This window comes from Tateyamaria sp. 7Alg 36, from assembly GCF_059882455.1.
In genome coordinates this window covers 1,429,290-1,441,736 of the sequence record NZ_CM187613.1, presented here as the reverse complement: position 1 = coordinate 1,441,736, position 12,447 = coordinate 1,429,290, and the positions used below count along the sequence as shown (strand labels likewise).

Annotated in this window: 13 protein-coding genes; 7 read left to right on the top strand and 6 right to left on the bottom strand. The window is 62.5% G+C overall.

Going from position 1 to position 12,447, the window contains the following annotated elements; genetic code table 11:
- Window positions 1–212 precede the first annotated feature (212 nt).
- Window positions 213–587: a MerR family transcriptional regulator gene (locus AC6GQJ_RS06995; RefSeq protein ID WP_500773124.1), complete on the bottom strand. Its 375-nt coding sequence runs from the start codon at window positions 585–587 to the stop codon at window positions 213–215.
- A gap of 121 nt (window positions 588–708) precedes the next feature.
- Between AC6GQJ_RS06995 and AC6GQJ_RS06990 the strand changes: the two genes are divergently transcribed.
- The 3 genes from AC6GQJ_RS06990 to AC6GQJ_RS06980 are packed head-to-tail and all read left to right on the top strand — an operon-like array spanning window position 709 to window position 2,962.
- The gene (locus tag AC6GQJ_RS06990; protein WP_500773841.1) at window positions 709–1,131 is read left to right on the top strand and encodes a PaaI family thioesterase; all 423 of its coding nucleotides are present in this window, start codon (window positions 709–711) and stop codon (window positions 1,129–1,131) included.
- Window positions 1,128–1,628 (top strand): PaaI family thioesterase, encoded by a 501-nt coding sequence (locus AC6GQJ_RS06985; protein ID WP_500773122.1) that lies wholly within the window; start codon window positions 1,128–1,130, stop codon window positions 1,626–1,628. Before AC6GQJ_RS06990 ends, AC6GQJ_RS06985 begins: the two co-directional genes overlap by 4 nt.
- The gene (locus tag AC6GQJ_RS06980) at window positions 1,625–2,962 is read left to right on the top strand and encodes an MATE family efflux transporter (protein WP_500773120.1); all 1,338 of its coding nucleotides are present in this window, start codon (window positions 1,625–1,627) and stop codon (window positions 2,960–2,962) included. The genes AC6GQJ_RS06985 and AC6GQJ_RS06980 overlap by 4 nt, the downstream gene beginning before the upstream one ends.
- Before the next feature lie 48 nt (window positions 2,963–3,010).
- On the opposite strand, the gene AC6GQJ_RS06975 is transcribed toward AC6GQJ_RS06980, so the two are convergent.
- The 3 genes from AC6GQJ_RS06975 to AC6GQJ_RS06965 are packed head-to-tail and all read right to left on the bottom strand — an operon-like array spanning window position 3,011 to window position 4,832.
- Window positions 3,011–4,054, bottom strand: coding sequence for a quinone-dependent dihydroorotate dehydrogenase (locus AC6GQJ_RS06975; RefSeq protein WP_500773118.1), 1,044 nt, complete (start codon window positions 4,052–4,054; stop codon window positions 3,011–3,013).
- Window positions 4,051–4,488: a DUF1330 domain-containing protein gene (locus AC6GQJ_RS06970; protein WP_500773839.1), complete on the bottom strand. Its 438-nt coding sequence runs from the start codon at window positions 4,486–4,488 to the stop codon at window positions 4,051–4,053. Before AC6GQJ_RS06970 ends, AC6GQJ_RS06975 begins: the two co-directional genes overlap by 4 nt.
- A complete protein-coding gene (locus AC6GQJ_RS06965) occupies window positions 4,488–4,832 on the bottom strand; it encodes a DUF952 domain-containing protein (RefSeq protein WP_500773116.1) in 345 nt (114 codons plus the stop codon). Before AC6GQJ_RS06965 ends, AC6GQJ_RS06970 begins: the two co-directional genes overlap by 1 nt.
- 141 nt (window positions 4,833–4,973) lie before the next feature.
- On the opposite strand from AC6GQJ_RS06965, the gene AC6GQJ_RS06960 reads away from it, so the two are divergent.
- Window positions 4,974–6,527, top strand: coding sequence for a bifunctional metallophosphatase/5'-nucleotidase (locus AC6GQJ_RS06960; protein WP_500773114.1), 1,554 nt, complete (start codon window positions 4,974–4,976; stop codon window positions 6,525–6,527).
- 179 nt (window positions 6,528–6,706) lie between these two features.
- On the top strand, window positions 6,707–7,387 hold the full coding sequence (locus AC6GQJ_RS06955) for an SOS response-associated peptidase (protein ID WP_500773112.1): 681 nt from the start codon (window positions 6,707–6,709) through the stop codon (window positions 7,385–7,387).
- A 1-nt stretch (window position 7,388) separates the two neighbouring features.
- Here the strand turns inward: AC6GQJ_RS06955 and AC6GQJ_RS06950 are convergent, their stop codons facing one another.
- Window positions 7,389–7,736 carry a hypothetical protein gene (locus tag AC6GQJ_RS06950; protein WP_500773110.1) on the bottom strand — a complete coding sequence of 116 codons (348 nt, stop codon included), beginning with the start codon at window positions 7,734–7,736 and terminating at the stop codon, window positions 7,389–7,391.
- Window positions 7,737–7,833: 97 nt separating this feature from the next.
- Entirely contained in the window at window positions 7,834–8,736 is a 903-nt protein-coding gene (locus AC6GQJ_RS06945; RefSeq protein WP_500773108.1) for a LysR substrate-binding domain-containing protein, read from the bottom strand.
- An 85-nt stretch (window positions 8,737–8,821) separates the two neighbouring features.
- Here AC6GQJ_RS06945 and AC6GQJ_RS06940 point away from each other — a divergent pair, with 85 nt between their 5' ends.
- Both AC6GQJ_RS06940 and AC6GQJ_RS06935 read left to right on the top strand, forming a co-directional pair.
- A complete protein-coding gene (locus tag AC6GQJ_RS06940; protein ID WP_500773106.1) occupies window positions 8,822–10,045 on the top strand; it encodes an acyl-CoA dehydrogenase in 1,224 nt (407 codons plus the stop codon).
- A 133-nt stretch (window positions 10,046–10,178) separates the two neighbouring features.
- On the top strand, window positions 10,179–12,329 hold the full coding sequence (locus AC6GQJ_RS06935) for a thiamine pyrophosphate-dependent enzyme (RefSeq protein ID WP_500773104.1): 2,151 nt from the start codon (window positions 10,179–10,181) through the stop codon (window positions 12,327–12,329).
- Window positions 12,330–12,447 lie beyond the last annotated feature (118 nt).

Sequence of the window (12,447 nt, the reverse complement as noted above, 5' to 3'; positions counted from 1 at the left end):
TGGGGGAGGCGTGGATTCGATGCAACCGGACAGTGACGTTTACGTAAGCTGTACGTTGCGTCACTTGGTAAGTTGACGCAGGGCGTCGTTGCGTCAAGCAATATGATGCATATTCAGGGGGCCATTTTGCGCGGTTTACGCAGGGCAAAGGGTGCGCATGCCAAAGCCTGCCGCCCGCAAAACGGTTCAGGTCACTACAGTGATGTGCCGGATCAGGAGAGGCCGAGTTCCGTCGCCACGCTGTCGCGCAGATCCTGAAGTTCCTGTCGCGCCTCGTCCAGTTGACGGCGCTGTTCGTCCAGTTCGGAAAGCTGGCCATCGGCCATTTCGATCCATGCGCGCATCTGGGCCTCGTTGCCCTCATGCTCGTAAATCATCAGCCATTGGCGGATATCTTCGAGTTGAAAGCCGAATTTCCGGCCCCGCAGGATCAGTTTCATCCGCGCGCGTTCGCGCGGGCCGTAGAACCGCGAGCGCCCTTCGCGGTCAGGAGAGAGCAGTTCGATATATTCGTAATAGCGCAAGGTGCGCGGCGTCACGTCGAACTGCGCGCACATTTCCTTAAAGCTCAAACGGTCTTCTGCCATGGATGGTCTATCTCCCTCCGGGAAACTTAGGGCGGGTTTGAGCCAAGAGCAACAGGTGCCTTGCCCTGATGCGGGCCGCGCCCCATAACTTGGTGAAACGATGGCAACGCCAAGAGGGTTCATGTCCGACAAGCTGAAACGCGCCCGCCAGTTCATCGAGGCGATCCCGCATTCCCGTGATCTGGGGATGGAGTTGACCGAGATCGATGACGGGGTGGCGGTGATCACCATGCCCTATGATCTGCGTCTGGTCGGTGATCCGGAAACCGGCGTGATCAGCGGCGGGGCGGTGTCGGCGGTGATGGACACGTGTTGCGGGGCCGCAGTGATGAGCCATCCGTCCAACAAGGGCGGCACGGCGACGCTGGATTTGCGCATTGACTATATGCGTGCGGCAACGCCGGGGCAGGCGATCACCACCCGCGCGCACTGTTATCACGTGACGCGGTCGGTTGCATTCGTGCGCGCCACGGCGTGGGACGACGATACCGAAAATGCTGTCGCCACGGCCACGGGCGCCTTTACCGTGGAGGGCCGCAAATGAAACGCCCTGAACCTGTCCAGATCATCAAGCACCGCCGCGATGGTGCGCTGTCTGCGCTGGTCGATGCGGTGCCCTATATCGGCTATCTCGGCGTGCGGTTTGACCGGCGCGGGGATGAGCTGACCGCGATCCTGCCCTTTGATGAAAAGCTGATCGGCAACCCGTTGCTGCCAGCGCTGCATGGCGGGGTGACGGCGGCGTTTCTTGAGGTAACGGCGGTGATCACGCTGAGCTGGTCCTATCTGTGGGATGATATCGAAAGCGGGGTGCTGGATTTCGACATCTCGGACACGCCGCGCCTGCCGCGCCTGCCGAAGACAGTCGATTTCTCGGTGGACTACCTGCGCTCGGGCCTGCCGCGCGATGCCTATGCGCGCGCGCGCATCAACCGGTCGGGGCGGCGCTATGCCTCGGTGCATGTAGAGGCGTGGCAGGACAATCGCGACCGGCTGTTCGCTCAAGGCACGGGACATTTCGTGATGCCGCAGCGTCGATGACGCCACCGGTCGCGCCGACAGCGCCACCAGCGCCGCTGACCCACCGTCGCGTGTTGCGGATTGCCCTGCCGATTGTGCTGTCCAACGCCACGGTGCCGATCCTTGGCGCGGTTGATGTGGGCGTTGTCGGCCAGTTGGGCGAGGCCGCACCCATCGGGGCAGTGGCCATGGGCGCGATCATCCTGACAACGGTGTTCTGGGTTTTCGGTTTCCTCCGCATGGGCACAGTCGGCCTTGTCGGGCAAGCGGCGGGGGCAGGGGATGCGGACGAAGTGTCGGCGTGGCTGACGCGCGCATTGCTGGTGGCGGTTGTCGGCGGGTTGGCGTTGATCGCGATACAGGGACCGATCTTTCGCGGTGCGTTCTGGCTATCACCGGCCAGCGCCGAGGTGGAGGCGCTGGCCCGCACCTACCTGTCGATCCGCATCTGGACCGCGCCTGCGGCAATCGCCGTCTATGCGCTGACCGGATGGCTGATCGCCCAAGAGCGCACGGGCGCGGTGTTCTGGGTGCAACTGGGCATGAACGGGATCAACATCGCGTTGAACTTTGTCTTTGTGCTGGGCTTTGGCTGGGGCGTGGCGGGCGTGGCCCTGTCGACGGTGATCGCAGAGGTTTTCGGCGCGGCCCTTGGCCTGTGGTTCTGTCGCGCCGCTTTTACGCGGCCCGCATGGCGTGACCGCGCGCGGGTATTGGAGCGGTCCAAGCTGGTGCGCATGGCGTTGCTGAACACGGATATCCTGCTGCGGTCGGTCATGTTGATGATCATCTTTTCCAGCTTTGTTTTTATCGGGGCGCGGTTCGGGGATGTGACGCTGGCCGCGAACGAGGTCTTGATCCAGTTCATGTATATCACCGCCCATGCGATGGACGGGTTTGCCTTTGCTGCCGAGACGCTGATTGCGCGGGCCTATGGGCGCAGCGATCCGGCCCGCTTGCGACGCTCGGCGCTGATGACGGGGTTCTGGGGAATGATAGTGTGCGTGACCAGCGCCATCGGGTTCTATCTCGCGGGGCCGTGGCTGATTGATCTGATGGCCAAGGACGTGGATGTGCAGGGCGAGGCGCGCGTCTATCTGGGGTGGATGATCGCGGCACCCTTGGTCGGCTGTGCAGCATGGATGCTGGACGGGATTTTCATCGGGGCTGCACGGGGGCGGGACATGCGCAATATGATGGCGGTGTCCTTTGCGATCTACTGGGGCGCGATCCTGCTGCTGTTGCCGGTATTGGGCAATCACGGCCTGTGGGCGGCGCTTTTGATCTCGTTCCTAGCGCGGGGGATCACGCTGGGCGCGCGATACCCTGCGCTGGAGCGTGCGGCGGGGGGATGACTGGGGCGCCGCCCCAGACCCCGGCATATTTTGTGGAACAATGAGGGGTTACAGCCAGTCTTCGGTTTTGCTGCCCACTGCGTCGCTGACGGAGGCGAAGCCGTCGCGTTCTAGCAGGGCGTCCAGACCGCTGGCGATCCGTGCGCCAAGGCTGAGCCCGCCATAGACGAGACCGGTGTAGATCTGCAGGGCAGAGGCACCAGCGCAGATTTTGGCATAGGCGTCTTCGGCGCTGGAAATGCCGCCAACGCCGATCAGCGGGATGTCTGTCAGCTTGTGCAGTTTGGCCAGAACGCGGGTTGATTTGGTAAAAAGCGGCGCGCCGGACAGACCGCCGGTTTCGGCGGCATGGGGGCCATGCAATCCGGTGCGGTCCAGCGTGGTGTTCGTGGCGATAATGGCGGCGACGCCTGCGTCCTGTGCGACCTTGGCGATATCGGCGAGGTCTTGGTCTGTGAGGTCCGGCGCGATCTTCAGGAAAACAGGTGTGTTCGCGCGCACCTGCATCACCCCGTCGAGCAGCGCGGCAAGCGCCATTGGCCCTTGCAGGTCGCGCAGTTTCTCGGTGTTCGGGCTGGAGACATTCACGGTCGCAAAGTCGATAAGAGCGGCGCAATGGGCCAGCACGCGGGCAAAATCCTCGGCGCGGTTGGCACTGTTCTTGTTGGCCCCGAGGTTGAGGCCGACGGGGATGCCCTTGGGCCGTTTGGCCAGCCGTGCGCCAATGGCTTCCATCCCGTCATTGTTAAAGCCGAAGCGATTGATCGCGGCCCTGTCTTCGGTCAGCCGAAACAGGCGCGGGCGCGGGTTGCCAGGCTGGGCGATGGGGGTGGCGGCGCCAACCTCGATCCAGCCGAACCCTGCGCGGGACAAAGGCGCGATGGCGGTGGCGTTCTTGTCAAAACCGGCGGCAAGACCGACGGGGTTGGGCAGGGTCAGACCGGCGATGCGGGTACGCAAACGGTCGCTTTGCACCGGTCCGGGCAGCGCGGCGAGCGGGGTGTGCACGGCGCGCAGGGCCAACCCGTGCGCGGTTTCCGGATCAAGGCGGCGCAGTGCTGCCATGCCCAACTGTTCGATCTTGTGCTTCATCCGAATGTGGTTCCTGTGTCGGCGGGTTTGGTGCGGATCAGGCGCGAGGTGGCGACGGCCGCTTGCCTGTGCACAACCGCCTTTTGGTAGTCGGGGTCGGTGACCATGGCCAGAAAGGCGTGCGCGGTGGGATAGGCCGCGATGAACATGGCATCCCATGCCTCGCCCTCTGGGCCGATCAGCGTCGTCTCGAACGCACCACGCCACAAGATGCTGCCGCCCACCTTGCGCAGCACCGGCCCTGAATACTTGCCGTACAGCGCATAGGCTTCGGCCCCTGTCAGCCCGTCGCGGGCGAGATCATGGGTGCCGGGATAGTTGGCCAGATCGCGGAACCGCACGAGGTTAAGCATCTGCACCGGCTGGTCCCTGTCGAAACCTTTAAACGCCTCGAACTGGGCGCGGGTCGGGTCGATATGGCCCTCGGCGTCCATCACTCGAAACCGGCCCCCGCAGGAAAAACATGCGCGCCATTTTCAAGTGGCAGCGGCTGGGCCCAATGCACATCGGCTATCCTGAGTTCGCGGTAGAGATGCGGAAACAGCGCGTCATTGCGCGACACTTCCCACTTTAGGTCATTGCCAAGGCTGTCCGCCTCGACCGCGACAAGGAACAGGTCGTCGACGCCCGCAAAATGCTTGGCTGCTGTCTCGGCCGCCTGTTCGGCGGTCGAAAAGTGGATGTAGCCATCGGTGATGTCGATGGGCGCGCCAGCGGTGGTGCCGTTCTGGCGCAGATCGGCCCATTCGGGGCCTCGAAAAATCTTGTATATCAGCATGGGCCCCCTGATGCCCGTCGCCTAGCAAACAATCAAGAGTGCGCGGCGCGCCCTGCGTTGCGTCAACCACGCAGGATCGGGTTTGACTCGGGCTGCGGCTTGATGTCTCGTACTGCCATAACCAATACAGGGAGACCTCCTATGACCCGATTTCTGATGGGCACTGCCGCGCTGGCGCTGAGTGCCGGAACCGCGATGGCGGATTACACGCTGACCATCCTGCACACGAACGATTTTCACGCCCGATTCGAACCGATCAGCAAGTATGACAGCGGTTGCGGCGAAGAAGACAACGCCGAGGGCAAATGCTTTGGCGGGTCGGCGCGTCTGATCACAGCCATCACCGACGCGCGCGCACGGTCCAACAACTCCATTCTCGTGGATGGCGGCGACCAGTTCCAGGGCACGTTGTTTTACACCTATTACAAAGGTGCGCTTGCCGCCGAGATGATGAACCAGATGGGCTATGACGGGATGACTGTCGGCAACCACGAATTCGACGACGGGCCGGAAGTGCTGCGCGGGTTCATGGATGCGGTCGAATTCCCCATCCTGATGAGCAACGCCGACGTTTCGGCCGAACCGCTGCTGGCCGATAAGTTGCAGAAATCCACCGTGATCGAACGCGGCGGCGAAAAGATCGGCCTGATCGGCCTGACGCCCGAAGATACTCATGAACTTGCCAGCCCCGGTGACAACATCACCTTCTCTGATCCGGTTGCTGCCGTTCAGGGCGAAGTCGATCTGCTGACCGCGCAAGGCGTCAACAAGATCATCGTGCTAAGCCACTCGGGCTATGGCGTGGACCAGAAAGTCGCGGCGGAAACCACCGGCGTTGACGTGATCGTGGGCGGACACTCCAACACATTGCTGGGCGATATGGAGAACGCTGAAGGCCCCTATCCGACCATGGTGGGCGATACGGCCATCGTTCAGGCCTATGCCTACGGCAAGTTCCTTGGCGAGTTGAACGTGACCTTCAATGACGCGGGCGAGATTGTCGAGACTTCGGGCCAGCCGCTGATCGTTGACGGATCGGTTGCGGAAGACGAAGGCGTCAAGGCGCGCATCGCCGAAGCCGCGAAACCGCTGGACGAGATCCGCAACAAGGTCGTAGCCGAGGCCGCAGATGCTATCGGTGGCGACCGCGACGTCTGCCGTGCGATGGAATGTTCCATGGGCTCTCTGATTGCCGATGCGATGCTGGCCCGCGTGGCCGACCAAGGTGTCCAGATCGCGATCCAGAACGGTGGCGGCATCCGTGCCTCGATCGACGCGGGCCCTGTCACCATGGGCGAAGTGCTGACCGTGCTGCCGTTCCAGAATACGCTGTCGACTTTCCAAGTCACCGGCGCGACCATGATCGAAGCGCTGGAAAACGGCGTGAGCCAAGTCGAGGAAGGCGCGGGCCGCTTCCCGCAGATTGCGGGCATCAGCTTTGCCTTTGACGCATCCAAACCAGCCGGAGAGCGCGTGAGCGACGTAATGGTGGGTGGTGCGCCAATTGAAGCGGACAAGCTGTATGGCGTTGTGTCCAACAACTACGTGCGCAACGGCGGCGACGGCTATGCGATGTTTAAAACCGCGCAGAACGCCTACGACTACGGCCCCGATCTGGCGGACGTCACTGCCGAATATCTGGCCGCACAAGGTCCGTTCACACCTTACACCGACGGGCGTATCACGGTGAAATAAGCCTACGCCCTGCGGGGCAGGATCAGGGGCGGGGCAACCCGTTTCCACATGAAAGGGCGTCGAGTTTATCGGCGCCCTTTTGTGTTTGATGGTACCTCGGCAGCTCGTGCCACAAATGTCGCCCCCCAGCCGTAACATCCACTTTGCGCTGCTGTGCGGCTTTGGCTAGGCTTGCGGGCATGTGCGGACGTTTCTCTATCACTTTGCCAACGGATGCGATGGCCCAATTGTTCGGGGCCGCGCCTGATAACGCGCTGCCGGAAGTGCCGAACTATAACGTCTGCCCGACAAACGATGTGCATGTGATCAACACGCCCGAGGGTGGGCAGCGCCGGTTGGGCGCGATGCGGTGGGGGTTTATCCCGCATTGGTACAAGGCCCCGAATGACGGCCCGTTGCTGATCAATGCGCGCGCCGAAACCGTGGCGGAAAAGCCAGCCTTTCGCAGTGCCTGCCGCGAACGCCGTGCCGTGGTGGTTGCCAGCGGGTTTTACGAATGGACGCGGGACGGGGATGTAAAATTGCCGTGGTATATCACACGACGCGATGGCGCGCCGCTTGCCTTTGCCGCAGTTTGGCAGTCATGGACACCCAAGGGGCAAGAGGGGGACGCCATGCGCACAGTGGCGATTGTCACTACGGGCGCCAATGACGCAATGAGTGCGATCCACCACCGCATGCCAGTGATCCTTGAACCCGACGATCTGGGCCTTTGGTTGGGCGAAAAAGGAAAAGGGGCCGCCACGCTGATGCGGGCCGCCCCTGAAGATACGTTGCACTGGCACCGCGTCGATACAGCGGTCAATTCAAACCGCGCCACGGGGCCGCAGTTGATCGAACCGCTGGGTGTCGCGCGCTGAGTTACTGCAGCGGTGCGGTCGAAAAGGTCATGCGTCCTTCGATGGCATATTCGCCTTCGGGGGTCTTGTTATCAGCGTCATAGAACGTCTTTTGCACGCCCTCGATGATCTCCATGGTGACTTCCTGCTGGTCCTGAATCGGGCCAAGTTCCCACGAGCCATTCTTGGAAATGATGTTCTTTGAACCACCTGACACGTTGACGAAACGTACGGTGTCACCGGATTCAAGATAGGTTACTTGCGGAAAATAGGCGTCCGGCAGGATCAGGATCGTGTGTTCTGCCGCAGCCGCCGCAGAGGCGGTCAGAACGGCGACGGATGTCGCCAAAATCGAAATCGCGCGTTTCATGGCTGCGCTCCTTTTGGTTGGATGCCCCGATCACGGGACGGAATCGTCTGAGGCTGCTTGTAGGGGAGGTGTTGGGCGGAATTACGGCAGGCTTGGGTCAGCCTTGCGACAATTGCTGCGAAATCCACCGTTGGAATGATCGTAGGCTCGGCGGCGCAGGGCGGTCGGCGGGCCAGACAAGGTAGTAATCCCCGACGCTGTTTTCGGACCCTTCGGTCAGGGTGACCAAGGCACCGCTATCCAGATGCGGCGCGGCCACAAAGGTCGGCAACAGCGCCACGCCAAGCCCGTGGATCGCTGCCTGTGCCATGGTGGAAAATTGGTCAAACACCATGCCGGTCTGCGACGGCGCGGCGAGCCCGTGCGCGGCAAACCACCGTGCCCATGCGCGCGGTCGCGTGTCCAGATGCAGCAGGGTCATGGATTGCAACGCCTCCGGCCCTGCATTCTGGGGCACCTGATCCGGCGCGCCCACCGCAATGACCGTTTCCGGCATCAGCGGCAGATAAGCGGTCCCCGTCCAGTCCTTGCGCCCGAAATGGATCGCCGCGTCAAAGTTGCTGCCGCGAAAGTCGAACGGGGCGAGCCGTGTTGACAGGTTCACCGTGACCTCGGGATGGGCATGGGCGAAATCCGCCAGACGCGGCGCCAGCCAGTGCAGCCCGAAGGCGGGCAGGATCGCAAGGTTCAACGCGCCGCCCTGCGGGTTTGCCCCCGCCGCGACCGAGGCGGATCCCAACCGGTTTAGCACATCGCGCACCTGCGCCACATATGTGCGTCCGATGGGCGTCAGCACCAGACTGCGCCCCTGTTTAGCAAACAGGGCGACGCCGATCTGATCCTCCAGCGTTCTGATCTGGCGGCTGATCGCGCTTTGCGTCAGGGACAGTTCATGCGCGGCGGCGGTGGCCGATCCCAACCGCGCTGCCGCTTCGAATGCCAGCAGGGCAGAGACTGATGGCAGATAGCGGCGCGGCACGAACATATGCGTTTTTCTCATGGATTGCAGGATTAGCCATCGTTAGAACTTTGCCGCGATCTCTGCAATACTGCGCACCAGCCGCCATCCTTTGAGGAGAACCAAGATGACTGCAGAAGGCAAAATCCTGAAAGCCAAAGACGCCCCCGATCTGGGCAGCTTTGACTGGGCCGATCCGTTCCGCCTGTCCCAACAGCTCAGCGAGGACGAACGCATGATCCAAAGCTCGGCCGCTGCCTATGCCGCCGAGAAGCTGGCTCCCCGCATCGTGGACGCCTTTGCCCGCGAAACCACAGACCCCGAGATTTTCCGCGAGATGGGCGAGATGGGGCTGCTCGGCGTGACCCTGCCCGAGGAATATGGCGGGCTTGGCGGCTCTTACGTGTCCTACGGTCTGGTCGCGCGTGAGGTCGAGCGGATTGACTCGGGCTACCGGTCGATGATGTCGGTTCAATCCAGCCTCGTGATCTATCCGATCTATGCCTATGGCTCCGAAGCGCAGCGGCGCAAATACCTGCCCAAACTGGCCAGCGGCGAATGGATCGGCTGTTTCGGCTTGACCGAACCGGATGCCGGTTCCGACCCTGCGGGCATGAAAACCACTGCGCGCAAAACCGATGGGGGCTATGTGCTGAACGGGGCCAAGATGTGGATCTCGAACGCGCCGATTGCTGATGTGTTTGTGGTCTGGGCCAAGTCCGAGGCACATGGCGGCAAGATCAGGGGCTTTGTCCTTGAAAAGGGCATGACCGGCCTGTCCGCGCCCAAGATCGAACAAAAGCTGTCCTTGCGCGCCTCGATCACGGGAGAGATCGTGATGAAGGATGTCGAGGTCGGCGAGGACGCGCTGCTGCCGGATGTGCAGGGGCTGAAAGGGCCGTTTGGCTGCCTCAACCGCGCGCGCTATGGCATCAGTTGGGGCGCGATGGGCGCGGCCGAATTCTGCTGGCACGCTGCCCGCCAATACGGACTGGACCGCAAACAGTTCGACAAGCCGCTGGCACAGACACAGCTGTTCCAGAAAAAGCTTGCCGATATGCAGACCGAAATTGCCCTTGGCCTTCAGGCCTCCTTGCAGGTCGGGCGGCTGATGGACGCGGCAGAGGCCGCGCCTGAAATGATCTCGATCGTCAAACGCAACAACTGCGGCAAGGCGCTCGATATCGCGCGCCAAGCCCGCGACATGCACGGAGGCAACGGTATTTCCGGCGAATTTCAGGTGATGCGTCACCTGATGAACCTCGAAACCGTAAACACGTACGAAGGCACCCATGACGTTCACGCCCTGATCCTCGGGCGCGCGCAGACCGGATTGCAGGCCTTTTTCTGAGTGCAGGACCGGTGGGCTGTCTGCCCCCCGGACCCCCCGACAGTATTTCGGGCCAAAAGAGGCGGTAGGGGTTTCTTTTGGCCGAAAATACTGCCGCCGGAGGCATTAAATCTTTTTCTCGACAGAGGTCGCCATGGATCGCGTTTCAATCGTTCACGAAAGTTTCCTGCGCCGCATTGCGCAGGGCGATGTGCCGGAGGTTGCACCGCATGGGCTTGATCTGGCAGCGTCGCAACGGCTGTTCGAGCATCAGTGTCTGACCCGCGCCTTGGACATTGTCAGCCGCGAGATGCAAAAAGCGGGGCAGGGGTTTTACACGATCGGGTCATCCGGTCACGAGGGGATGGCCGCAGTGGCGCATGCGCTGCGCCCCGACGACATCAGTTTCCTGCACTACAGGGACGGTGCCTTTCAAGTCGCGCGGGCGGCACAGAAGGGGCAGGATATGTGCCGCGACATGCTGCTCAGCTATGCCTGCGCGGCGGACGATCCGACCAGTGGTGGGCGGCATAAGGTGCTGGGCAGCCGCGATCTTTTTATTCCGCCGCAAACCTCGACCATTGCCAGCCATCTGCCAAAGGCTGTCGGGGCGGCCTACGGGATCGGGCTGGCGCGGCGTAACCGGCCCGAGGGGGCGATCTTGCCTGCGGACAGCATTGCGGTGGCCAGTTTCGGAGATGCGTCGCTGAACCATTCGACGGCCCAAGGCGCGATCAATGCCGCCGGATGGACCAGCGTGCAGGGCGTGCCTTTGCCTTTGCTGTTCATTTGCGAGGATAACGGCATCGGCATTTCGACCAAGACCCCTGTGGGTTGGGTCGGGGCCAGCCTGTCGCATCGTCCGGGTGTCACCTATTTCCACGGCGACGGGTGTGATCTGTGGGATGCCTATCGTGCAGCGTCCGAGGCGGCGGCTTTTGTGCGCAAGCATCGCAAACCAGCGGTTCTGCATTTGCGGACCGTGCGTCTTTATGGTCATGCGGGCGCGGATATCGCCACCAGCTATCTGCCCCGCGCCGAGGTCGAGGCGGACGAGGCGCGCGATCCGCTGATCTTTACCGCGTCTGGTCTGATGGCCCTTGGTGTGCCCGCCGATGACATCCTGTCGACCTATCAAAGCGCACTCGAACGAACCCGCGAGGAAGCGGCCCGTGTGGCGGATGCGCCCCCGTTGCGCGGTGCAGAAGCGGTGATGTCCGCCATCGTTCCGCCCGCCCGCGCGCACCGGCAGGTCAATGGCCCGTCCGAGGCCGACCGCGCCGCCGCCTTTGGCAGTGACATGGCGCAGATGGACGCGCCCCAGCCCATGTCCAAACTGATCAACTGGGCGCTGACGGATCTGATGCTGGCTCATCCCGAAACCGTTCTGATGGGCGAGGATATCGGCCGCAAGGGCGGGGTCTATGGCGTCACGCAAAAGCTGCATGCGCGCTTTGGCCCATCGCGGGTAATCGACACGTTGCTGGATGAACAATCGATCCTCGGGCTGGCCATTGGCATGGCGCATAACGGGTTCATCCCGATGCCCGAAATCCAGTTCCTTGCCTATCTGCACAATGCCGAAGACCAGATCAGGGGCGAAGCGGCGACCTTGCCGTTCTTCTCGGATGGGCAATGGGCGAACCCGATGGTGCTGCGGATTGCAGGGCTCGGTTATCAGAAGGGCTTTGGCGGGCATTTCCACAATGACAACGCGCTGGCCGTGCTGCGCGATATTCCGGGGCTGATCCTTGCCTGTCCGTCCGACGGGGCCGACGCGGTGCAGATGCTGCGCGAATGCCATCGCCTTGCCCGCGAGGAAAACCGTCTGTGCGTGTTTGTCGAACCGATTGCCCTTTATCCGATGCGTGATGCAACGGCGGGCGACGGCGCTTGGATGCGCACCTACCCCCAGCCGGACAAGCGGATCGGTCGGGGCGAGGTCGGCTGCGAAGGGGACGGCCCGCTTGCCATCGTGACCTTTGGCAACGGGCGCTATCTGGCGGCTCAAGCGCAAGTCCCTGACGCCCGCGTGGTGGACCTGCGCTGGCTCGCGCCGCTGCCGCTGGACGGTCTGATGCGGGCCGTTGAGGGCTGCGCGCAGGTGCTGGTGGTGGATGAAACCCGTGCTTCGGGTGGCGTGGCCGAGGGGGTGATGACCGCCTTGTACGAAGCAGGCCATCGCAAGATTGCCCGCTACACCGCGCAGGACAGTTTCATTCCCACGGGGCGGGCCTATGCCGATACGCTGCCCTCTGCCCAAGGGATCGCGCAGGCTGCCGAGGCGTTGCGCAATAGCTCTTGATCCATGCGGGCGGCAGGTCGCTGCGCCTTGCCTTTGGCCGCGATAGATGGTGGTCTGCCGCTGAACTGCAGGCAGAGGACGGGACATTTGCATATGGATCAAGGATGTAGCGCAGCGA

Coding starts and splice junctions, on each gene's coding strand:
- AC6GQJ_RS06995 (WP_500773124.1), bottom strand. CDS start 587: ATGGCAGAAGACCGTTTGAGCTTTAAGGAAATGTGCGCGCAGTTCGAC.
- AC6GQJ_RS06990 (WP_500773841.1), top strand. CDS start 709: ATGTCCGACAAGCTGAAACGCGCCCGCCAGTTCATCGAGGCGATCCCG.
- AC6GQJ_RS06985 (WP_500773122.1), top strand. CDS start 1,128: ATGAAACGCCCTGAACCTGTCCAGATCATCAAGCACCGCCGCGATGGT.
- AC6GQJ_RS06980 (WP_500773120.1), top strand. CDS start 1,625: ATGACGCCACCGGTCGCGCCGACAGCGCCACCAGCGCCGCTGACCCAC.
- AC6GQJ_RS06975 (WP_500773118.1), bottom strand. CDS start 4,054: ATGAAGCACAAGATCGAACAGTTGGGCATGGCAGCACTGCGCCGCCTT.
- AC6GQJ_RS06970 (WP_500773839.1), bottom strand. CDS start 4,488: ATGGACGCCGAGGGCCATATCGACCCGACCCGCGCCCAGTTCGAGGCG.
- AC6GQJ_RS06965 (WP_500773116.1), bottom strand. CDS start 4,832: ATGCTGATATACAAGATTTTTCGAGGCCCCGAATGGGCCGATCTGCGC.
- AC6GQJ_RS06960 (WP_500773114.1), top strand. CDS start 4,974: ATGACCCGATTTCTGATGGGCACTGCCGCGCTGGCGCTGAGTGCCGGA.
- AC6GQJ_RS06955 (WP_500773112.1), top strand. CDS start 6,707: ATGTGCGGACGTTTCTCTATCACTTTGCCAACGGATGCGATGGCCCAA.
- AC6GQJ_RS06950 (WP_500773110.1), bottom strand. CDS start 7,736: ATGAAACGCGCGATTTCGATTTTGGCGACATCCGTCGCCGTTCTGACC.
- AC6GQJ_RS06945 (WP_500773108.1), bottom strand. CDS start 8,736: ATGAGAAAAACGCATATGTTCGTGCCGCGCCGCTATCTGCCATCAGTC.
- AC6GQJ_RS06940 (WP_500773106.1), top strand. CDS start 8,822: ATGACTGCAGAAGGCAAAATCCTGAAAGCCAAAGACGCCCCCGATCTG.
- AC6GQJ_RS06935 (WP_500773104.1), top strand. CDS start 10,179: ATGGATCGCGTTTCAATCGTTCACGAAAGTTTCCTGCGCCGCATTGCG.